The sequence below is a fragment of the Amycolatopsis mediterranei genome (assembly GCF_026017845.1).
In the GTDB taxonomy this organism is placed as follows: domain Bacteria; phylum Actinomycetota; class Actinomycetes; order Mycobacteriales; family Pseudonocardiaceae; genus Amycolatopsis; species Amycolatopsis mediterranei.
Map to the genome: position 1 here is coordinate 6,904,490 of NZ_CP100416.1, position 20,296 is coordinate 6,924,785.

Annotated in this window: 21 protein-coding genes; 11 read left to right on the top strand and 10 right to left on the bottom strand. The window is 72.0% G+C overall.

What is annotated here, in order from left to right:
* Positions 1 to 15: 15 nt before the first annotated feature.
* The 4 genes from ISP_RS30620 to ISP_RS30635 are packed head-to-tail and all read right to left on the bottom strand — an operon-like array spanning position 16 to position 4,897.
* The gene (locus ISP_RS30620; protein WP_013227766.1) at positions 16 to 1,143 is read right to left on the bottom strand and encodes a hypothetical protein; all 1,128 of its coding nucleotides are present in this window, start codon (positions 1,141 to 1,143) and stop codon (positions 16 to 18) included.
* A gap of 4 nt (positions 1,144 to 1,147) precedes the next feature.
* Positions 1,148 to 2,404, bottom strand: a complete 1,257-nt coding sequence (locus ISP_RS30625) for a glucarate dehydratase family protein (RefSeq protein WP_013227767.1) — start codon at positions 2,402 to 2,404, stop codon at positions 1,148 to 1,150.
* On the bottom strand, positions 2,404 to 3,339 hold the full coding sequence (locus tag ISP_RS30630) for a 5-dehydro-4-deoxyglucarate dehydratase (protein ID WP_013227768.1): 936 nt from the start codon (positions 3,337 to 3,339) through the stop codon (positions 2,404 to 2,406). The genes ISP_RS30625 and ISP_RS30630 overlap by 1 nt, the downstream gene beginning before the upstream one ends.
* A gap of 49 nt (positions 3,340 to 3,388) precedes the next feature.
* Positions 3,389 to 4,897 carry a sodium:solute symporter family protein gene (locus ISP_RS30635; RefSeq protein ID WP_014467387.1) on the bottom strand — a complete coding sequence of 503 codons (1,509 nt, stop codon included), beginning with the start codon at positions 4,895 to 4,897 and terminating at the stop codon, positions 3,389 to 3,391.
* 153 nt (positions 4,898 to 5,050) lie between these two features.
* On the opposite strand from ISP_RS30635, the gene ISP_RS30640 reads away from it, so the two are divergent.
* Together ISP_RS30640 and ISP_RS30645 are read left to right on the top strand one after the other, a co-directional pair.
* A complete protein-coding gene (locus ISP_RS30640; protein ID WP_013227770.1) occupies positions 5,051 to 5,860 on the top strand; it encodes an IclR family transcriptional regulator in 810 nt (269 codons plus the stop codon).
* A gap of 23 nt (positions 5,861 to 5,883) precedes the next feature.
* Positions 5,884 to 6,690, top strand: coding sequence for an NAD-dependent epimerase/dehydratase family protein (locus tag ISP_RS30645; RefSeq protein WP_013227771.1), 807 nt, complete (start codon positions 5,884 to 5,886; stop codon positions 6,688 to 6,690).
* Between the two features lie 35 nt (positions 6,691 to 6,725).
* Here ISP_RS30645 and ISP_RS30650 read toward each other — a convergent pair whose 3' ends face one another.
* The gene (locus ISP_RS30650) at positions 6,726 to 7,388 is read right to left on the bottom strand and encodes a Clp protease N-terminal domain-containing protein (protein ID WP_013227772.1); all 663 of its coding nucleotides are present in this window, start codon (positions 7,386 to 7,388) and stop codon (positions 6,726 to 6,728) included.
* A complete protein-coding gene (locus tag ISP_RS30655) occupies positions 7,388 to 7,597 on the bottom strand; it encodes a helix-turn-helix domain-containing protein (RefSeq protein WP_013227773.1) in 210 nt (69 codons plus the stop codon). Before ISP_RS30655 ends, ISP_RS30650 begins: the two co-directional genes overlap by 1 nt.
* Positions 7,598 to 7,707: 110 nt before the next feature.
* Here ISP_RS30655 and ISP_RS30660 point away from each other — a divergent pair, with 110 nt between their 5' ends.
* The gene (locus ISP_RS30660; RefSeq protein ID WP_014467388.1) at positions 7,708 to 8,439 is read left to right on the top strand and encodes a polysaccharide deacetylase family protein; all 732 of its coding nucleotides are present in this window, start codon (positions 7,708 to 7,710) and stop codon (positions 8,437 to 8,439) included.
* On the opposite strand, the gene ISP_RS30665 is transcribed toward ISP_RS30660, so the two are convergent.
* Positions 8,381 to 9,370 (bottom strand): histidine kinase, encoded by a 990-nt coding sequence (locus ISP_RS30665; protein WP_013227775.1) that lies wholly within the window; start codon positions 9,368 to 9,370, stop codon positions 8,381 to 8,383. The two genes, ISP_RS30660 and ISP_RS30665, sit on opposite strands and share 59 nt — an antisense overlap.
* A 22-nt stretch (positions 9,371 to 9,392) precedes the next feature.
* Here ISP_RS30665 and ISP_RS30670 point away from each other — a divergent pair, with 22 nt between their 5' ends.
* From ISP_RS30670 to ISP_RS30680, 3 genes are all read left to right on the top strand, one after another.
* Positions 9,393 to 9,971 carry a LuxR C-terminal-related transcriptional regulator gene (locus ISP_RS30670; RefSeq protein ID WP_013227776.1) on the top strand — a complete coding sequence of 193 codons (579 nt, stop codon included), beginning with the start codon at positions 9,393 to 9,395 and terminating at the stop codon, positions 9,969 to 9,971.
* A gap of 54 nt (positions 9,972 to 10,025) precedes the next feature.
* Positions 10,026 to 10,454, top strand: coding sequence for an aminoglycoside phosphotransferase/kinase family protein (locus ISP_RS30675; protein WP_013227777.1), 429 nt, complete (start codon positions 10,026 to 10,028; stop codon positions 10,452 to 10,454).
* A gap of 96 nt (positions 10,455 to 10,550) precedes the next feature.
* The gene (locus ISP_RS30680; RefSeq protein ID WP_013227778.1) at positions 10,551 to 11,822 is read left to right on the top strand and encodes a right-handed parallel beta-helix repeat-containing protein; all 1,272 of its coding nucleotides are present in this window, start codon (positions 10,551 to 10,553) and stop codon (positions 11,820 to 11,822) included.
* On the opposite strand, the gene ISP_RS30685 is transcribed toward ISP_RS30680, so the two are convergent.
* A complete protein-coding gene (locus ISP_RS30685) occupies positions 11,812 to 12,429 on the bottom strand; it encodes a TetR/AcrR family transcriptional regulator (protein ID WP_176742110.1) in 618 nt (205 codons plus the stop codon). The two genes, ISP_RS30680 and ISP_RS30685, sit on opposite strands and share 11 nt — an antisense overlap.
* Positions 12,430 to 12,485: 56 nt before the next feature.
* On the opposite strand from ISP_RS30685, the gene ISP_RS30690 reads away from it, so the two are divergent.
* Complete coding sequence (locus ISP_RS30690) at positions 12,486 to 13,106, top strand: MSMEG_1061 family FMN-dependent PPOX-type flavoprotein (RefSeq protein WP_034286365.1); 621 nt, start codon at positions 12,486 to 12,488, stop codon at positions 13,104 to 13,106.
* 1 nt (position 13,107) lies between these two features.
* The gene (locus tag ISP_RS30695; RefSeq protein WP_013227781.1) at positions 13,108 to 13,989 is read left to right on the top strand and encodes a PDR/VanB family oxidoreductase; all 882 of its coding nucleotides are present in this window, start codon (positions 13,108 to 13,110) and stop codon (positions 13,987 to 13,989) included.
* Here ISP_RS30695 and ISP_RS30700 read toward each other — a convergent pair.
* On the bottom strand, positions 13,963 to 14,700 hold the full coding sequence (locus tag ISP_RS30700; protein WP_013227782.1) for a DUF4184 family protein: 738 nt from the start codon (positions 14,698 to 14,700) through the stop codon (positions 13,963 to 13,965). The two genes, ISP_RS30695 and ISP_RS30700, sit on opposite strands and share 27 nt — an antisense overlap.
* Positions 14,701 to 14,782: 82 nt before the next feature.
* On the opposite strand from ISP_RS30700, the gene ISP_RS30705 reads away from it, so the two are divergent.
* The 3 genes from ISP_RS30705 (at position 14,783) to ISP_RS30715 (ending at position 19,218) form a co-directional block, all read left to right on the top strand.
* Positions 14,783 to 15,658: a helix-turn-helix domain-containing protein gene (locus ISP_RS30705; protein ID WP_013227783.1), complete on the top strand. Its 876-nt coding sequence runs from the start codon at positions 14,783 to 14,785 to the stop codon at positions 15,656 to 15,658.
* Positions 15,659 to 15,733: 75 nt separating this feature from the next.
* A complete protein-coding gene (locus ISP_RS30710) occupies positions 15,734 to 17,479 on the top strand; it encodes a maleylacetate reductase and hydroxyquinol 1,2-dioxygenase domain-containing protein (protein WP_013227784.1) in 1,746 nt (581 codons plus the stop codon).
* A complete protein-coding gene (locus ISP_RS30715) occupies positions 17,476 to 19,218 on the top strand; it encodes an FAD-dependent oxidoreductase (protein WP_013227785.1) in 1,743 nt (580 codons plus the stop codon). The genes ISP_RS30710 and ISP_RS30715 overlap by 4 nt, the downstream gene beginning before the upstream one ends.
* Positions 19,219 to 19,359: 141 nt before the next feature.
* Here ISP_RS30715 and ISP_RS30720 read toward each other — a convergent pair whose 3' ends face one another.
* The gene (locus tag ISP_RS30720) at positions 19,360 to 20,283 is read right to left on the bottom strand and encodes a peptidylprolyl isomerase (protein ID WP_013227786.1); all 924 of its coding nucleotides are present in this window, start codon (positions 20,281 to 20,283) and stop codon (positions 19,360 to 19,362) included.
* Between the last annotated feature and the right edge of the window lie 13 nt (positions 20,284 to 20,296).

The following is a 20,296-nucleotide window of genomic DNA, read 5'->3' on the forward strand; positions in this document are numbered from 1 at the left end:
GGGTGGAACAGCTCCTCAGTTCTCATGGGCGGCGGCGGTGGCCGTGCCCAGGTCGCCCCAGCGACCCGGACCGGCCAGTCCGAGGTGGTACAGGTGCAGCTCGGCGGCCCCCGCCTTGGCCAGCTCGCCGACGTACGCGGCGATGTCCGGCACCGGCGCGGCGGCGACCGCGGTGATGTAACTCGCGATCGCCACCCGTTCGGGCAGGGCCTCCCGGGCCGCCGCGACGGCCTCGGCACCCGTCGCGGGGGCCCACCCGAACAATACGACCGCGTCGACGTCGTCGGGCGCCGACGGCGTCAGCCCGGGCAGCGCGCCGGTGACCCACGGGTCGAGCGCGCCGTGCAGCACGATCCGGATGCCCTCCGGGAGCGTGGCCAAAACCGCGGCCCGCAGCTCGTCGGTCGCCTTCTGCCGGGCTCGCAGCAGCAGCTGCGTCAGCTCCGGGGGCAGCCGATCGCCGGTGATCTGCAGATCCCCGGTCGCGATCAGCCGCCGCACCTCCTCGACGAGCTGGGCCCGGACGGCTTCCGCGTCGACGTCCCAGGAAGCAGCGCAGGCTTCGCAGCAGCAGATCGACAGCAGCCGGGCCACCGCGGGCGCCCACACGCCGTCGGTCTTCTCGTGCTGGTGCTGGTGCACCGCGCCGAGCGGGCCGCAGGCCTCGAGGATCACCGAAGCCAGCTCCAGCCCCGCGACGGCCTCCGCGGTCACCTTCGCCGCGTACTCGCGCACGGCGGGCTGTGATGGGCACAACGCCCACGGATAGGCCTCGCCGAAGCAGTTGCGGACCACGACGTCCGGGTGTTCGTAGCCGAGCTGGGAGTTGTGGGTCAGCACGATCCAGGCGGCGGCCGGGATCCCGGCCGCGTTGAGCAGCCGGACGGCGTCACCCCCGGAATCCGAAGACGACACCCAGTCCGGAGTGGACGGACGCAGCGTGCCCCACTCCCCGGACACCGGCCGGTAGAAGGCCGCGTGCCGCGCCACGACGGCCGTCCGGGACGGCGACCACGGCGTCGCCGCGCGGGCGCTGTGGTACGACAGCGCCACGGCCACCTCGTCGACACCCAGATCCCGGGCCCGGGCGGCGAACCCGTCCTCCAGGACGTCCCAGGGGTAGGCGTATCCCGTCACCTTCACCGGCTCACCACCTCGCCGTGTTCGGTTCGAAACCGGCGACGAAGTTCCGCATGTACGTCACGTCGTCCCGCTTGGTCAGTCCACATCGGACGTAGTTCTCGTGCAGCTTCGCCAGCGCGTCCTCGTCGAGCGTGATCCCGAGCCCCGGGGTGGTCGGCACCGCGACGGCGCCGTCGGCGAACTCCAGCACCCCGGGTTCGATGACGTCTTCGACCTTCCACGGCCAGTGCGTGTCGCAGGCGTAGGTCAGGTGCGGCGTCGCCGCGGCGACCTGCACCATCGCGGCCAGGCTGATCCCGAGGTGGCTGTTCGAGTGCATCGACAGGCCGACGCCGAAGCTCTCGCACGTCACCGACAACGCCTGCGTGGCCCGCAACCCGCCCCAGAAGTGGTGGTCGGACAGCAGCACGCCGATCGCGCGCGCCCGGAACCCCGGCTCGACGTCGCCGAAGTTGACCACGCACATGTTGGTGGCCAGCGGCATCGACGCCTCGGCGGCCACCTGGGCCATCCCGTCGATGCCCGGCGTCGGGTCCTCCAGGTACTCGAGGACACCGTCGAGCTCGGAAGCGACCCGGATGCTCGTTTCGACCGTCCAGGCGCCGTTCGGGTCGATCCGCAGCGGGTGCCCGGGGAACGCCTCGGCCAGCGCGCGGACGCCCTCGATCTCCTGCGCGGGCTCGTAGACCCCGCCCTTGAGCTTGATCGAGCGGAAGCCGTACTCGTCGAACATCCGCTTCGCCGACCCGACCAGCGTCTCGGGCGTGGTGATCTCGCCCCAGGAGTCTTCGCGGCCGTCGACGTGCTTGCCGTACTTGTAGAACAGGTAGGCGGAGAACTCGACCGCTTCGCGGGCCCGGCCGCCGAGCAGGTCGGTCACCGGACGGCCCAGGAGGTGCCCTTGGGCGTCCAGGCAGGCGACCTCGAACAGCGAGTACACGCTCGCGATCGTCTTGCGGATGGAGAACCCACCGATCAGGCCGTGCGCATCGGTCAGCACCGTGTCGGACAGCGCTTCGGCGACCAGCCGCTGGAGGCCCGGCAGGTCGAAAACGTCGTGGCCGCGCAGCCGCGGCAGCACCTTGCGCACCTCGCCGAGGAAGGCGTCGTCGCCGTAGGACTCGCCGAGCCCGACGATCCCGTCTTCGCACTTGACCTGGACGATGCTGCGCAGCGCGAACGGCTCGTGCACGCCCATGACGTTGAGCAGCGGCGGGTCCGCGAACGCGACCGGGGTGAGCACCACGTCGAGGATTCGCATCAGCCGAGCCCCTTCAGCGTCACGAAGCCGTCCTCCACGACCTTCTCGAGCCGGCGGACCTGCTCGGGCGTCGGTTCGACCAGCGGCGGCCGGACCGGGCCGACCTTGTCGCCGCGCAGCCGGGCGGCGGCCTTCACGAGCGAGACGGCGAAGCCGGGCGTCTCGTCCCGCAACGCCACCAGCGGCAGGTAGAACCCGGTGAGCAGGGCGTCCATCACGCGCGTGTCGCCTTCGCCGAGCGCGCGGTGGAAGCGGTGGGCGATCTCCGGCGCGAAGCAGTGCACCGCCGAGGAGTACCGGGCGACGCCGATCGCGGCGTACGCCTTGGCCGAGACCTCCGCGGTCGGCAACCCGTTGAAGAACAGGAAGTTCCGCGCCCGCTCGGTGTCCAGCGACCGGATCGTGGTGACGATCCGGGTCATGCACTCGACGTCGCCGTAGCCGTCCTTGAGCCCGACGACCGACGGGATGTCCAGCAGCGAAGCCGCGGCCGGCGCGGTGAACACGCCGGTGCCGCGGTGGTACACGATGACCGGCACGGACGAGTGGCCGACGGCGTAGCGGACGAAGTCGACCAGGCCCGACGACGGCCCGGTGACGAGGTACGGCGGCAGCAGCAGGACGCCGTCCGCACCACCCGCCTGCGCTGTCGCGATGCCGGCCCGCGCCGACGCCGCGCCGCCCCCGGCGCCCACCCAGACCGGGACGCGGCCGGCGGCCACCTCCCGGGCCCGGGTGAGCACCGAGGCGTGCTCGGCGGGCGAGAGCGAGCTGAACTCGCCGGTGCCGCACGCCACGAACAGCGCACCGGCGCCCGCCGCGATGTGGCTCTCCACGTTCTCCGCGAGTGCGTCGAGGTTGACCTCGAGGTCCTCGGTGAACGGGGTGAGGGGGAACGCCAGCAGGCCGTCCAGCTCGATCTCGTTCTGTGCCATCAGTTCTGCTCTCTCGTCCTTTTTCGGGTTCGGCCGGGTGTGGCCTGCCTCAGGCGGGCACGGTCGTGCCTTCCTTCTTGCGGTCGACGTCGTCGTCGGCGAGGTTCACGGTGTCGACGATCTCATCGGCGGCCGCACTGCGCTCGGGGGCGAGCAGGCCGAGACCGATGTACAGGGCGAGCGAGACCAGGATCGGGGTCGCGACCAGCACGGTCTGGTTCGCCTTGAACACGTAGTACACCAGGGCGTAGTCGATCAGGCCGCCCGCCCAGGAGATCAGCGCCGCGCGCGGGCCGCACTTGCGGAACCACGGCAGCATGCCCAGCAGCAGCGGGATCGAGATCGGCCCCATCAGCGCGGCGACCCAGTTGACGACGATCTGCAGCACGCCGCCGAGGTTCTGCGCCTGGGTGGCCACGAGCATGGTCAGCGCGACGAAGATCACCGTGGTGATCCGCGCGGCCTTGAGGCCCTGGACGTCGGTCCACTGCCGGGTGCGGCGGAACATCGCCGGGATCATGTCGCGGGTGATCACCGCGGAGATCGCGTTGGCGTCGGAGGAGACCATCGCCATGGTGTGCGAGAAGATCCCGGCCAGCACCAGGCCGACGAGGCCCGGCGGGAGGAACGTCGTGGTCATGATCGCGTACGACTGCGTCGGGTCCTTGACGCCGGGGATGAGCAGCGGGGCGGCGAACATCGGGAACATCAGCACCAGCGGCCACACCAGGTACAGCGCGGACGAAAGGCGCGCGCCGCGCTTGGCCGCGCTCGTGGTCGGCGCGGCCATGTACCGCTGCGCCAGGTTCCACATGCCTCCGTTGTACTCCAGCGTCTTCACGAGCACGTAGACGAGCAGGAAGATGGTGGTGTACTTGGACGTCACCGGATCGACGTGGCCCTCGGGCAGCTTGTCCCACATCGTCCAGAGCGCCGAGATCCCGCCCAGTTTGCCCAGCACCACGACGATCATCACGATCGCGGCGATGGCCTGGATGACGAACTGACCGAAGTCGGTGAGCGCGTCGGCCCACAGGCCGCCGATGGTGCAGTAGACCAGGGTGACCGCGCCGGTGATGAGGATGCCGAGGTTGTAGTCCAGCCCGGCGAACACGTGCAGCAGCGTCGCGACGGCGAACCACTTGGCCGCGATGTCGAAGATCTTCAGCAGGCTGCCGCTCCACGCGAGCGCCTGCTGCGTCGGCACGTTGTACCGCTTGGCCAGGTACTCCAGCGGGGAGGCGACGCCGAGCTTCGAGCGCAACCGGTTCCAGCGGGCGGCGAACAGCCAGCTGCCGATGCCCACGCCGATGCCGATGCTCGCGAAACCCCAGAAGTAGACGGTGACGCCGGTGGTATACGCGACGCCCGCGTACGCGACGAAAAGCACAGCGCTGTAGCCGGACATGTGGTGGGAGATGCCCGCCAGCCACCACGGCATCTTGCCACCGGCCGTGAAGAAGTCCTTGACGTCGCTGACTCTCTTGTGCGACCACCAGCCGATCACGATCATCAGCGCGAAATACGCGCAGACCATCGCCCAGTCGAGTGCGTGCACCGCAGGCTCCCTTCCGCGTCCACGTCGATGTGGTGCCACTGTTCACATCTATGAACGGAGTCTGTTATAGTGATTATGTTCATCCATAAGAACGTTGTTCGGGACGCTAATATGGCCGGGGTCACAAGTCAACGGCCGGACGGAGGCGCACAAATGCCGCAGAAGGTGGACAACCCGGCAGCGGCCGATGGCGCCCCCGCCGAGACTTCGGGCGTCAAATCCGCGCGGCGGGCCGTCGACCTCATCGAGACGTTCGCGGCGAACGACGTCTGGCTGTCCCTGTCCGATCTGCACGCGCGCACGGGCTTCCCGCGCTCGTCGCTGCACGGCCTGCTGCGGACGCTGCTGGAGGCCGGCTGGCTGGAGGCGGACGCGAACACCGCCCGCTACCGCCTCGGCGTCCGGGCGCTGATCTGCGGCACGGCGTACCTGGACCGCGACGCCGTCGTCCCGTTCGCCACCGAAGCCCTGGAGCGCATCCGGGAGAAGACCGGCTTCACCGCGCACTTCGCGCGCCGCAACGGCACCGAGGTCGTCTACCTCGAGACGCGCGAGTCGCAGCGGTCGACGCACCTCGTCTCCCGCGTCGGGCGCACGCTGCCCGCGCACGCGACCGCGCTGGGCAAGGCGCTGCTGGCCGAGCTGACGCACGACGAGATCGAGGCGCTGATGCCGGCCACGCTGACCGCGCTGACGCCGAACACGATCACCACGCTCGAAGGCCTGCACGCCGAGTTCGCCGCCACCCGCGAGCGCGGGTACGCCGCCGAGGTCGAGGAAGGCACGCTGGGCGTCCGGTGCGTCGCCGCGGTGATCCCCTACCGCATCCCGGGCACCGACGCGATCAGCTGCTCGATGCCCATCGCCCAGGTGACCGACGACGACGCCCGCCGCGTCGGCGAACTGCTCGCCGAGACCACCGCCGAGCTCGGGCAGCAGCTGCGCCGGGCCGGCATCCGTTAACCCTTCTGTGTGAGAGGAACCCCATGACGGACCAGCGCGTGCTCATCACCGGGTCGGCGGGAGTCGTCGGCACCCTGATGCGCCCCCGCCTGCGGCGCCCGGGCCGGGTGCTGCGCCTGCTCGACCTGGCCCCGCAGACGGCGTCTTCCGACTCCGAAGAGATCGTGACGGCCTCGGTGACCGATCCGGCGGCGATGGCGGAAGCGTGCGAAGGCGTCGACGCGCTGATCCACCTGGGCGGGCACAGCCGCGAGAACTCGTGGGAAGCGACCCTGGACGTCAACATCAACGGGACCCAGACGGTCCTGGAGGCGGCGCGGGCCGCGGGCGTCCAGCGGGTGATCCTGGCGTCGAGCAACCACGCGGTGGGTTTCCGCCGCGTCGATTCCGACCTCCCGGCGGACTCGTCGCCGCGGCCGGACACGTTCTACGGGGTTTCGAAGGCGGCGATCGAGGCGCTGGGGAGCCTGTACCACTCGCGCTTCGGCATGGACGTGATCGTGATCCGGATCGGTTCGTGCTTCGAGACGCCGTTGCCGCTGGGCCCGCGCGGCCTGACGACGTGGCTCTCCCCGGACGACGGCGCACGGCTGTTCGAGGCGTGCCTTGCGGCGCCGTCGCCGGGGTACCGGCTGATCTGGGGCGTCTCGGACAACACGCGCCGGATCTACTCGCTGGCGGAGGCGGAGGCCCTGGGCTACAAGTCCCTGGACGACGCGGAGGTGTACGCGGACCAGCTGGCATCGAAGCCGGCCCCGACGGGCCCCGCGGCCGAGTACGTCGGCGGCCCGTTCTGCACGGCGCCGCTGGGCGTGTTCAACCCCCTCTGACCCACCGGAGGGGCACCTCCCGGGGTGCCCCTCCTTCAGTGCACCAGCGTGGCCAACGCCGACGGCGCCACCGCCGTGCGGCCCGTGGTGTGCTGGTAGCCGCGCACGATGTCGCGGCACCTCGACCGGCACCCCACCCGCCGTTCGGCCCGCAGCATCCGGTTGCGCCGCGGCGGCGGGAAGGCGGAGGCGAGCCGGTCGAGCAGTTCTCCGCGGTCGGCGCCGGCGGCGCGCAGCACCCAGTCGGCGCCGGGATCGAGCGCGACGAGCGCCAGCGCGAGGTGTTCCACGCGATGCCGGCGTTCCCGGCGGGCCAGCGCGAGCCGCAAGGACGCGGCGTAAACGGCTTGGAGGTCCAGGCCGATCGGCGGCACCGCACGGGCGCACCGCCGCCGGGCCTTCCCGGCTCCCAGCGGGAACAGGGGCTCCTTCGCCGGCCGCCGATCCGCAAGGGCTCCCGGCAGCGGCCCGAGGTCGACGCCGAGCACGGCCAGCGCCTCCCGGTCGGCGGCCACGCCCGCGCCGTCCGGAGCGGCCCGGTGCACCACCTGCTCGACGCCGCCGAGGCCGGGCAGCGGCCCCTCCGTGAGCGCGAGCAGCAGGTGTTCGCTGCCGACCCGCGCGTGCCCGAACTCCCGCGCCAGCTCGGACGCCCGGCGCATCACCCGCCCCACCGCGGGATGGTCCCCCTTGAACATCAGCCCTCCCGGCTCCGGTGCTTGCGGTGCACGGTCTGCTTGGTGACGCCGAGCCGCTCGGCGATGTCCTGCCACGACCAGCCGGCCCTCCGCGCGGCGGCCACCTGATCGGCCTCGAGCTGCTCGGTCAGCCGCCGCAGCCGTGCGACCGCCCGCAGCGCGACGTCCGGATCGGTGCTGCGGACCGCGTGGTCCAGATCGGTCGTCATGCTCACCCGTGTCAGCATATGCTGACCCGATCGAGTCGTCAACATATGCTGACGGGTACTAGTACCTTTGCGGCTTCCCCGCGTCCCGGCACCACCGCCAGGGTGGCGCCATGATCTTGAAATCCCGCCGTGCCCGGAAGTGGACGATCGTCGTGGCGAGCGCGCTGGTCGTCGTGCTCACCGGTGCGGTCGTGCTGTTCGAGGTGTCGAAGTCGCGGACCTTCCAGTTCTTCGGCACCCTGGTGGACCGCGTCGAGACCACCGAGAAGCTCGTCGCTCTCACCTTCGACGACGGGCCCGATCCCGCGGGCACCCACGCGATCTTGGACACGCTGAACAGCCGTCAGGTACCCGCGACCTTCTTCCTCATCGGCCGGGACATGGCCGCACACCCGGACCTCGCCCGCGACATCGCCGCCGCCGGGCACGAGCTCGGCAACCACAGCTTCAGCCACGACCGGATGATCGGCGTGACGCCGTCGTGGGTCGCCGACGAGGTCGAAGCCACCGATGCCCTCATCCGCGCTGCCGGGTACACCGGCGAAATCCTCTTCCGGCCACCGAACGGCAAGAAGCTCTTCGCCCTCCCGCATTACCTGGCCGAACACCACCGCACGACGATCACCTGGGACGTCGCGCCGGATTCCGACGGCACCCCGGACGCGGCCACCGTCGAAAGCGCTGTCCTCGGCCAGGTGCGGCCGGGCTCGATCGTGCTGCTGCACGCGATGTACGGCTCCCGCGCGCAGACCCGCCAGGCGCTCGGGCCGATCCTCGACGGGCTCAAGCAGCGCGGCTACCGGTTCGTGACCGTGTCGCAGCTGCTGGCAGCTCGACGCTGACCACCCACTCGCCGTCCCGCGGGCCGCGGGTCAGCACTCCCCCGGCCGCCGCGGCCTGCTCCGCGAGGCCGGCCAGCCCGTAGCCGTCGCCTTCGTGCGGGGTTCCCTCGATCGTGTTGCGCGCGGTGATCGTCAGCCGGTCGCCGGCTTCGACGTCGAGCCGCAGCCGGACGCCGGGACCGTTGTGGCGCAAGGCGTTCACCGCCGTTTCCGCGACGAACCGCTCGGCCAGCTCCCGCACCGGGCGCGGCAGCGCGGGCAGCACCGGGTCGCGGTCGAGGACCAGCCCCGCGGTGCGGAGCCGGGCCAGCACCTCGGCGAGGTCCGGGGCGCGTTCGGCGTCGTCACGCAGGTCGTCCAGCGTGCGGCGGACGAGCGTCAGCGCGCCTCGGCCGGCGGCCAGGAGGGTGTCGAGGCGCTCGCGGTCGGCGTCGGTCAGGTCGCCGACCGCGCGCAGCGTCTCGGCCTGCACCAGCATGACGGCCGTGGTCTGGGCGAGCGTGTCGTGCAGCCGCCGGGCCGCGCGCTCGGCCCGCTCGGCGAGCGCGCGGCGGCGTTCGGCGCCGAGCAGCCAGGCCACCGCGGAGATCGTGACCGCCAGGACCGTGCCGTCGAGCGGGCCCTTCGCCGGGAACACGGCGGCGCCGACGACCAGCGTCGCGGCCGCCGCGAGCCAGCGCTGCGGCGTGCTGTGGAGGGCGAGCAGCACCGGCACGTACATCGCGTTGCGTGGGGGCTCGAGCAGCAGGTGCCCGGCCGTCGCGAGGGTCACCACGGCGAGCACGAGGGCCGGGGCGCGACGCGACCACAGCAGCGGGACGAGCTGGGCCGCGCTGAGCCCGGCGGCGAGCCACCCCTGGTGCGGTGTCCACGCCCCGCTCGCGAAGAACACCGCGGCGACGGCCGCCGTCGTGACGAAAGACTGGCGCATGGGCCGACAGTAGAGTGCGGGCATGATCCGGGTTCAGGTCGTCGACGACCACGCGCTGGTGCGCGAGGGCATCGCGCTGATCCTGGGCGCGCAGCCGGACCTCGACGTCGTCGCCCAGTACGCGAGCGGCCCGGAGCTGCTTTCTTCGGCCGTCGAAGCCGACGTCGTGCTGCTCGATCTGTACCTGCCCGGGATGGACGGCCTCGAAGTCCTCCGCCGGCTCGGCCCGGCGGCACCCCGGGTGCTGATGCTGACGACGGTCGGCCGTCCCCGCGAAATCCGCGAAGCCCTCACCGCGGGCGCGGCCGGGTTCGTGCTGAAGGACGCCTCGGGCGACGAGCTCGCGGCCGCCGTCCGGGCGGCCCACCAGGGCGTGACGGCACTGAGCCCGGCGGCGGCATCGGCCCTCAGCGGCGGTGGTGTGCTGACGCCGCGTGAGCGGGACGTGCTGGAGCTGCTGGGCGAAGGACTGTCCAACAGGGACATCGCGGCCCGGCTGCGGCTGGCCGAGCGGACGGTCAAGGTGCACGTCGGGAACGTGCTGGCCAAGCTGGGCGTCACCAGCCGCACCCAGGCGGCCCTCGCGGCCAGGGACCGCTGAACGGATTGGCTTCCGTCCTGGTGCACCGGCCACCTGCGCGCGGCGCCGTCCGGCGTGCTGTTCGAACGGCGGTCGCTGTCGGCCGTGATCGGCCTGCGGCTGGCCGACGGACGGGAAGTCGTGGTCAAGGCACGGGAGAACGAGGGCAGGGCCGCGGCCTGTGTCGAGGCTCAGGCCCGGCTGGCGCAGCGGGGGTTCCCGTGCCCGCGGCCGCTCACCCCCGTGACCGCCGTCGGCACGCTGGCCGTCCACGCCGAGGAATTCCTGCCCGGCGGGGAAATGCTGCGCGGCGGCTCCCCGGACGTCGCCGTGCGCTACGCGGCGGTCTTCGCCCGGCTGGTGTCCGAGCTGACCGAGGTCGATGTCGAGCCGCCGCTGCCGAACCCGCGCTGGGCACGGTGGGACCACACCGATCCCGGGCTGTGGCCGTCGACCGGCTTCCTCGACGAACGGGGACCAGAGCGGGGTGCCTGCGGGTGGTGACCGAGACGGCCGTCCATTGATGGGCTGCTACGTCCTCGGGGACGGCTCGGCTGACTTGTACGGCCCGTGTACCCGCCCGGGTTAGCGTCGCGGGCCATGTCGAACCAGTGGAAACTGCTCTCGCTCGGCGTGTTCGCCGCTCTCGCGGCCACAACGGTCACCGCCACCGAGGCCACCGCCGCGCCGAACACCTACTACGTCGACCAAACCCTCGGCAACGACAACGCGGCCGGGACCCAGGCCGCGCCGTGGAAGTCCCTCGCCAAGGTCGCCGCAACCGAACTGAAGCCCGGCGAAACCGTGCTGCTGCGGCGCGGCCGGACCTGGACCGGCGGCCTCAGTGTCCTCGGCAAGGGGTCGGATTCCGCGCCGGTGACCATCGGCGCCTACGGTGACGGCGCACGCCCGATCGTCCAGGGCAACGAAGAAGCCTGCGTCAACCTGCCCGGCGACTACCTCACCGTGCAGGACCTTCAGGTCGGCGTCGCGGCCGATGCCGGGCGCTGCTCATGGGCCGGCGTCGAGGTCGGCGGGGACCACGACAAAGTCCTCTCGAACTACATCACCGGCGCCGGCGCGGGCGTCTACATCGCGCCGAGCGCCGACGGGACCGAGGTCACCCAGAACGACCTCGTCGACAACAACCACATGACCGTCGTGACACCGGGCGGCAACGACGACTCCGGCGCCTTCGCGATCCTGGTGCAGGGCAACGGCTCCGACATCGGCTGGAACCGGATCAGCGGGTCGATCGCGGTGAGCGACGACTTCGGCGGCCTCGACGGCGCCGCGGTCGAGGTCTTCTACGGCTCCGACAACGTCATCCACCACAACATTTCCGAGGACAACGAGTCCTTCACCGAGCTCGGCACCAACGCGAAGGACCCGGACGGCTTGTCCCGCAACAACGTCTACGAGTACAACGCGGTCTTCGGCGCCAAGACGCGCGGCGGCATCGTGACGCGCGGCGCCCAGGACGGCAACGGCCCGGTGACCGGCACGGTCTTCCGCAACAACTCCGTCCGGCTCGGCCACGCCGAGTCCGAAGGGTTCGTCTGCTACGGCGGCTGCACCAACCAGACGCTCAAGCTGACCCAGAACGTCATCCAGGCCGCGATGAAGGTCGGGTACGCCGACACCGGCTGGACCGCGACCGACCACAACGTCTTCTACGGTGGCCAGCGGCAGTTCACCCCGGGCGCCACGGACAAGGTCGCCGATCCGATGTTCACGTCCGCGACGAACCTGACCCTCAAGACCGGCAGCCCGGCCATCGGGCTCGGCGTCGAGAAGTACGCGGACATCGACATCGACGGCAACGCGGTCGGCACGCGGATCGACGCCGGCGCCTACCGGTTCACCCCCTGACGTACCGCGTCAGCATCGCGACCATCTCGTCCTCGAGCCGCCGGGCGTCGGTCGGGTCGGGCTCGGCCAGCAGGTCGTGGACGGCCAGCTCGACCGTGGCGAAGATCAGGCGGGCCGCCGTGGCGGTGTCGGCCACGTGGACCTCGGGGTGCCCCTCCAGGAGGACGCGGGTGTGGTCGACCATGGTCCGCTTCAGCCCGTCGAGCCGCTCGATCAGCTCGTTCGACCGCGGGGCCTGCTCCCGCAGCATGCGCAGCAGGTGGGGGTCGTCGAGGTGGGCTTCGACCGCGAGCCGGACGAAGACGCGGAAGACCTCTTCGATCGGACCGGGCAGCGGGCCGGCCAGGAGCTTCGCCAGGGCCGCCGTACCGTCGTCGAGGTGCCGGGTCAGCAGTTCGGCGAGGATCGCGTCCTTGTTCGGGAAGTACTGGTACAGCGAGCCGATCGAGATGCCGGCGCGCTCGGCGATGCGGTTGGTGGTGCCGGCCGAGTAGCCGTGGTCGGCGAAAACGTGAGCAGCCGCCGTCAGGATCCGCTGCCGGGTCAGCTCGGCGCGCACCTGACGCGGCTGTTTACGTGGCTGGATGCGGCGCTGGTCCGACGGCACGGCTTCCCCCGGGAAAGCGAGTAGTCAAGATCTGAATGTTTGCTCATAATTGTGCCATGACCAGCACAAATACGCTGCATCACGTCTCCCCCGCCGAGGTGCGGGCCCGGCTGGGCGAGCCGGAGGCGATGATCAAGGCCAAGATCGGCGACCGCATCGACCAGTACGCCCGCCACTTCATCGCGCTCTCGCCGTTCCTGACGCTGGCGACCGCGGACGCGGCGGGCCGCGCCGACTGCTCGCCCCGCGGCGACTACCCCGGCTTCGTCAAGGTCCTCGACGAGCGCACGCTCGCGCTGCCCGACCGGCTCGGCAACAAGATCGCCGACTCGTTCCGCAACATCGCCGAGAACGACGGCGTCGGCCTGCTGTTCTTCGTCCCCGGCATGCGGGAAACCCTGCGGGTCAACGGAAGCGCGTACGTGACCGACGACCCGGACGTGCTCGCCCGGATGCGCACCGAGGCGAAGGCGCCGATGCTGGCGGTCGTCGTCGACGTCGCCGAGGTGTACTTCCACTGCGGCCGCGCGCTGATCCGGTCGCGCCTGTGGGACCCGGCGAGCCAGGCGCTGGCGGCGGAACTGCCGTCGGCCGCCGAGATGGCCGCCGAGAAGATGAACGTCGACCCGGCGCTGTTCGAGCAGCTCCTCGAAGACGGCTACCGGAAGCTGTACTGACGTGCCCGAACTGCAGAAAACCATCCTGGACCACGTCGAGCACGTCACCGACGACGTCGTCTCCCTGGTCCTGCGCGGTGACGACGGCCCGCTGGCCCCGTGGGAGCCGGGCGCGCACATCGACCTGGAGCTGCCGAACTGGCTGACGCGCCAGTACTCGCTGTGCGGCGACCCCGGCGACCTGTCGGCCTACCGCATCGCGGTCCGCCACGACCCGCTGAGCCGCGGTGGCTCCGAATACATCCACCTGTTCCTGCAGCCGGGCCGGACGCTCTCGGTTTCGTTGCCCCGCAACCACTTCCCACTGCTCCCGGCCGCGGAGTACCTGTTCGTGGCGGGCGGGATCGGGATCACGCCGATCGTGCCGATGCTGCGGTCCGCCGTCGCTTCCGGTGCCGCGGTCACGCTCGTGTACGCGGGCCGGTCCCGGCCGTTCGCCGCGGAACTCACCTCGCTTTACGGAGATCGCGTGCGGCTCGCGCGCCCCGATTTCGCGGCCCTGGCCGAGGAATTCCCGGCCGCGGAGGTGTATTGCTGCGGCCCGGCGTCGATGGTGGACGCGGCCGAGGCGGTGTTCCCCGGGGTGCACACCGAGCGGTTCGAGCCCACCCGGCGGACGTTCGGGCCGGACACCGCGTTCGAGGTCGTGTGCGCCCGTTCCGGGGGCACGATCCAGGTCCCGGCGGACGAGTCGCTGCTCGACGCGCTGAACCACGCCGGACGCCCGGTGCCGTCCGCGTGCCGGGAAGGGGTCTGCGGCAGCTGCGAGGTCACGGTCGTCGAGGGGGAACCCGAGCACCGCGACGACATCGGCGCCGCCGCGGGCCGGATGTACCCGTGCGTGTCCCGCGCGCGGTCATCGCGGCTCGTGCTGGACCTCTGATCGGATCAGCGGCCACGCGACGACGTAGCAGGCCGCCGCGACGAAGCCGCCGCGGACCGCGCCGATCAGCAGGCACCTCACCCAGTCGTAGCCACTGACCCGGCTCACCGGGTCCGTCAGCCCGAGCAGCGCTCCCACCACCAGCCCCGCGCCGAGCCCGGCCGCCACCACCGTCCGGCCGGTGCGGGGCAGCGCCGGCCACGCCCGCTCGGCCCGCGGTGCCCGGCGGTACCAGCGCACGACAAGTACCGCGAGCAGCACCAGGCCACCGGTCGACGACACGTACCCGATGACGTTGTACAGCCGGTGCGGGCCGGCGACGGAGACCCGCAGCCACGCCCAGTGCCGCACGGCGAAGCCGCCGGTGTGAGTGAAGGCGTCCCAGAGCAGGTGGGTCGCCGCTCCCACGAGGACCGAGACCACCGAGCCGAGCCACGGGACGCGGCCGGCCGGGCGGGGCACCCGCTCCCGCCAGCCGGCCGGCCCGAACGCCAGGACCGGCGCGAGAACCGCGTACCCGGCCGCCACCAGCGCCAGCCCGAGCAGCAGGTCCACGCTCACCAGGCCGGCGGGTTCGTGGGTCAGGGCGCCACCCGGGATGGGCACGTAGTAGGCGACGTCGGGCGCGAGCGAACCCGCGACCAGGCCGGGCAGCCACAGCCACCGGGCCAGCGGCACCACGGCGGCCGGGTGCGCGAAGGTGAAGGGCAACGGACTCCCCCGTGTCTGACTGTCCGGGCGCCCAGCTTAGGGCGGGTACCATCGCGCTCAGCCTCGACGTCGAGGAGGCAGCGTGGGCGAACTCGGGCTGGCCGACACCAACGGCATCCTCGCGCTGCCCTGGGTCCGCCCCGACCGGACCAGCGCCGGCCTCGGCTGGGACCGGGTCTACGTCTCCCGCCAGCGGGAACGTCCCTACCGCGCCGAGTTCGGGGCCGCCCGCAGCCACCAGCTGATCCTGCACGTCGACGGCCCGGTCACCGTCCGGCGCGGGGTCGGGACCGCGCGCGAACAGAGCCGGCGGATGCCGGCCGGTGGGCTCTTCCTGCAGCCGTCGCACGCCGAGCTGTCGGTGGAGCTGGGCGGGGAGCTCGACACCGTGCACGTCTACCTCGCCGACGACGCCGTGCAGGACGCCGCCGGCGAGCACGCGCCCGTGCGGCTCGCCGAGGAGCTCGGCAGCCACGATCCGCTGCTCGAACAGCTCGTGCTCGGCCTCGACGGGGTCGTCCGCGACTGGGAGCCGGGCGCCCGCACCTACGCCGACCAGCTCGGCGCGCTCGTGGCGGCCCAGCTCGTGCGCCGGCACCGGGCCGGGCGTGTCCCCGAGCCCGAGCCCGCCCGCGGCCTGTCCGACCGCCAGTTCGCGCGGGTCCGCGACCTGATGGCCGAACGGCTGGCCGAGCCGGTGCCGCTGGCCGACCTGGCCGCGCTCGCCGGGCTGAGCGTCAGCCAGTTCTCCCGCCGGTTCAAGGCCCGCACCGGCTTGCCGCCGCACCGCTACCTGCTGCGGCTGCGCGTCGAACAGGCCGGGCTGCTGCTGCGCACGGGCGACGACCCGATCGCCGAGATCGCCGTGCGCTGCGGGTTTTCCCACCAGGAGCACCTCACGCGGGTGCTGCGCGCCCAGCTCGGCACCACACCGGCCGCCCTGCGCCGCTCCGGCTGAACAACGCGCGTTTCGTGCTGTTGCACGGCTCGAACGTGCAGGACCGGGCGCCTTTGCGGCTTGATACTGCCTCGCATGACCTCGTTCAGCTACGCCGCGAACCCCGTCCGGGTGGTCTTCGGCTCGCTCGACACCCTCGGCGCGGAGGCCGATCGCCTCGGGCTCGGCCGCGTTCTGCTGATCGGCCGTCCGCGCCACGGCGACCGGGCCGCGGCGGCGCTCGGCCCCCGGCTGGCCGCGCGCTTCGAAGACGCCACCATGCACACCCCGGTCGACGTCACCGAGCGCGCGCTCAAGGTCGTCGCCGAGCACGACGTCGACGGCGTCGTCGCGATCGGCGGCGGCTCGGCGACGGGCTTGGCCAAGGCCATCGCGCTGCGGACGGACCTGCCGCAGCTGATCGTCCCGACGACGTACGCGGGTTCCGAACTGACGTCGGTCCTCGGCGAGACCGCCGACGGCCGCAAGACCACCCGGCGGACCCCGGCGGTCCGGCCGGAGACCGTCCTCTACGACGTCGGACTCACCCTCGAGCTGCCGGTCCCCGTCTCGGCGGCGAGCGGGCTCAACGCGCTCGCCCACGCCGTCGAAGCGCGCTACGCCCCGGACGCCAACCCGATGACCGACCTGCTCGCCGCGGAAGCGACGAAGCGGCTCATGGCCGCCCTGCCGCGGATCGCGGCCGATCCGTCCGATGTGGACGCCCGCACCGACGCGCTGCGCGGTGCGTGGCTCGCGGGGACGTGCCTCGACACGGTGAAAATGGGCCTGCACCACCGGCTCTGCCACCACCTGGGCGGCAAGTTCGGCCTGCCGCACGCCGAAACCCACGCCGTCCTGCTCCCGTACGTCATGGCGCACCAGGGGCTCGACGACGCGGACGACGTCTTCGAGCTCGCCGCGTCCCTGCCGATCCCGCATTCGCTGGCCGAGCTGGGTCTCACCGAAGCCGACATCGAGGGCGAGCCGGATTTGCTGCGTCAGGCGTTGCACGGCACGCGCCCGGCCGCGCGCCCCAGCCTCAAGGCGCTCACGAAACAGGTGGTCGACAGCTTCGCCGGGGCGCCGGACCGGGTGCGCCTGCTGCTGACCGAGCTGGTCGAGACGCTGCACGGGTACGCGATCCGCACCGACCTCACCCAGGACGAGTGGGAGTACGCGATCGGCTTCCTGACCCGCGCCGGGCACATCACCACCGACACGCGGCAGGAGTTCATCCTGCTGTCGGACACCCTCGGCGTGTCGAGCGTGGTCGACGTCCTGACCAACTCACGGACGCCGGACACGACGCCGTCGGCCGTCCTCGGCCCGTTCTACGTGGACGGCCCGCCGGAGACCCCACAGGGCGCCGACCTCGCCGCGGGTCTGTCCGGCACTCCGTTGTGGACGGACATCCGGGTGGTGGACACCGCGGACGTGCCGGTGGCGGACGCGATCGTCGACGTCTGGCAGTCCAATGAGGACGGTTTCTACGACGTCCAGCTGCCCGACGTCGACGGTCCGGTGCTGCGCGCACGGTTCCGCACCGACGCCGAAGGACGGCTGCGCTTCCGGACGATCGTGCCGAGCGCGTACCCGATCCCGGCCGACGGCCCGGTCGGACAACTGCTCGACGCCGTCGGGCGGCACCCCTACCGGGCACCGCACCTGCACTTCATGATCGCCAAACCCGGCTACCGCACGCTGATCACGCAGCTGTTCGTCGCCGGTGGGGACTACCTCGACTCGGACACCGTGTTCGGCGTCAAGGACGGCCTGATCGCCGACTTCGCCGGAGGCCGGCTCGACTTCACCTTCCGGATCTCAGGGAGCAGCGCGTGAACTACGACACCGACGTCATCGTGGTCGGCAGCGGCCCGGCCGGCGGCTCCGCGGCGCTGCTGCTCGCCACCTACGGCGTGCCCACGGTGCTGGCCACCAAGTACGGCTGGACGGCCAACACGCCCCGCGCCCACATCACCAACCAGCGGACCATGGAGGTGCTGCGCGACCTCGGCGTCGAGGACAAGGCCCTCGCCGCCGGGACGCCGCCCGAGCTGATGGGCGACACCGTGCTCTGCACGTCGCTGACCGGGCCGGAGATCGGCCGGATCGCCAGCTGGGGCACCGGCGACCGGTCGGCGTCCGAATACGCCGCCGCCAGCCCGTGCCACATGATCGACCTGCCGCAGACCTACCTGGAGCCGATCCTGGTGAGCGAAGCCGCCGCGCGGGGCGCGAAACTGCGGCTGGACACGGAGTTCCTTTCCTGCACCCAGGACGATTCCGGGGTCACGGCCCGCTTCCGCGATCGCGTGCGCGGCGACGAGTTCACGTTGCGCGCCAAGTACCTCGTCGGCGCGGACGGCGCCCGCAGCCGCGTCGCCGAGCAGGCCGGGCTGCCCATCGCCGGGCAGACCGGCAAGGCGGGCAGCATGAACATCACGTTCACCGCCGACCTCGCGCGGTACGTGGCGCACCGGCCGAGCGTCCTGTACTGGGTGATGCGGCCGGGCGCGCACCTCGGCGGGATCGGGATGGGCCTGGTCCGGATGGTGCGGCCGTGGAACGAATGGCTGCTGACCTGGGGTTACGACATCGCCCAGCCGCCGCCCGATGTCGACGCCGAGGAAGCGACGCGGCTGGTGCGCGACCTGGTCGGCGACCCTTCGCTGGACGTCGAAATCACCTCGACGTCACTGTGGACGGTCAACCACAACTACGCGACCGAGTACCGCGCCGGCCGGGTGTTCTGCGCCGGGGACGCTGTGCACCGGCACCCGCCGTCCAACGGGCTGGGCTCGAACACGTCCATCCAGGACTCCTACAACCTGGCGTGGAAGCTCGCGATGGTGCTGCGCGGCGAGGCGGGCGAGGGGCTGCTGGACAGCTACACCGCCGAACGGGCGCCGGTCGGCAAGCAGATCGTCGATCGGGCGAACCTCAGCCGCGACCAGTTCGGGCCGATCTTCGCCGCCCTCGGCATCTCCGGCGGCACCGACGCCGACGGCATCACGGCCGGGCTCGAGACCTGCCTCGCGCCGACGGCCGAGGGAGCGCGGAAACGGCGTGAGCTGGAGCAGGCGATCGAGCTGAAGCACTACGAGTTCAACGCGCACGGCGTCGAGCTGGACCAGCGGTACGTCTCGGGCGCGGTGCTGCCCGACGGCGTCCCGCCGGTGCCCGGCCGCGATCCCGAGCTGTTCCACCGGCCGAGCACCGAGCCGGGGGCGAAGCTGCCGCACGCGTGGCTGGTCGGCGCGCACGGGCGGCGCGTGTCCACTTTGGACCTCGTGGGCGGCGGCCGCTGGACGCTCCTGACCGGGCTCACCGGCACGCCGTGGCGCGACGCGGCGGCCAAGGCCGGCGCCGAGCTGGGCCTGGACCTGCGGACGGTCCGCATCGGCGAGCCGGGCGTCCGCGACGCCTACGGCGACTGGTCCCGCCTGAGCGGCATCGACGAGGACGGCTGCCTCCTGATCCGCCCCGACAGCTACGTCGCCTACCGCCACCCCACGCAGTCCCCCACCCCCACAGAGTCTCTCATCAAGGCCCTTCGCACGCTCCTCGACCGTGATTGAGGAGTCGACACGCGTGATGAGAAGGTCAACTCGCGTGATTGGAGCGACGACACGGCGAACCGGCCGCGGCAGCTCGTGTCGACCCTTCAATCACGCGTGTCGGCCTCTCAATCACGCGAGTCGACCCTTCGATCCCGCGAGTCACGGGGTCGTGGTGACGTGGTTGAAGGTCACCGGAGTGTTCGGGGGACCGCTGCCGTCGCCGATGGCCGGCTTCGACCGGTCGATCCCGCCGCGGGCGACCCGATCGAGGATCTCCAGGCCGGCGTCGTCGATGCTGCCGAACACCGTGTACTCGGGCGGGATGGTGGTCTCGCCGAAGACCAGGAAGAACTGGGAACCGCCGGAGTCCGGAGCGGACGTCTTCGCCATCGCGACGACGCCGCGGCCGTAGGTCAGCTCGGGGAACAGCTCGTCGCGGATCGTGTAGCCCGGGCCGCCGGTGCCGTCGCCGACGGGGTCGCCGCACTGGAGCATCTGCAGGCCCGTGGTCACCGAAAGCCGGTGGCACGACGTGCCGTCGTAGAAGCCCTGCTTCGCCAGGCTCAGGAAGTTCACCACGGTGCACGGCGCCAGCGCGCGGTCCAGGGTGAGGCCGAGGTCGCCCGCGGTCGTCGCCAGCCGCACGCCGGCCGTCCCGGTCGACGGCGCCGGCCCGTCGGGCGGCAGCGCGACCTTCTTCGGTGCCGGTGAGGTGGAGTCCGGGGTGAACGCGCACGTCACCGGGTCGGCCAGCGGCTTCGTCCGCTTCGGCATCGGAGCCCGTCCACCCGGCAGGGTCACCGGGGTGCTCGGCGACGTAGGCGTCGGCGTCGGCGGCACGACCGTCGCCGACATGGCGGGCCAGCGCCCCGGCGCGACGTCCCCCCGCCCGTCCGGCTCGCGCAGGAACCCGGGATAACCCCAGGCCACGAAGGCCAGCACCATCAGGATGACGACCCCGACCGACCCGACGATCAGCACCACGGCGGCCGGGGACGTCCGCTTCGGCGGCACCGGTGGCTGCCACTGCGGGTAGTGGTACGGCGGCCCGCCCGGCCCGGGCCTGCCGTCCGGCTCGCTCATCCGCGCTCCCCTC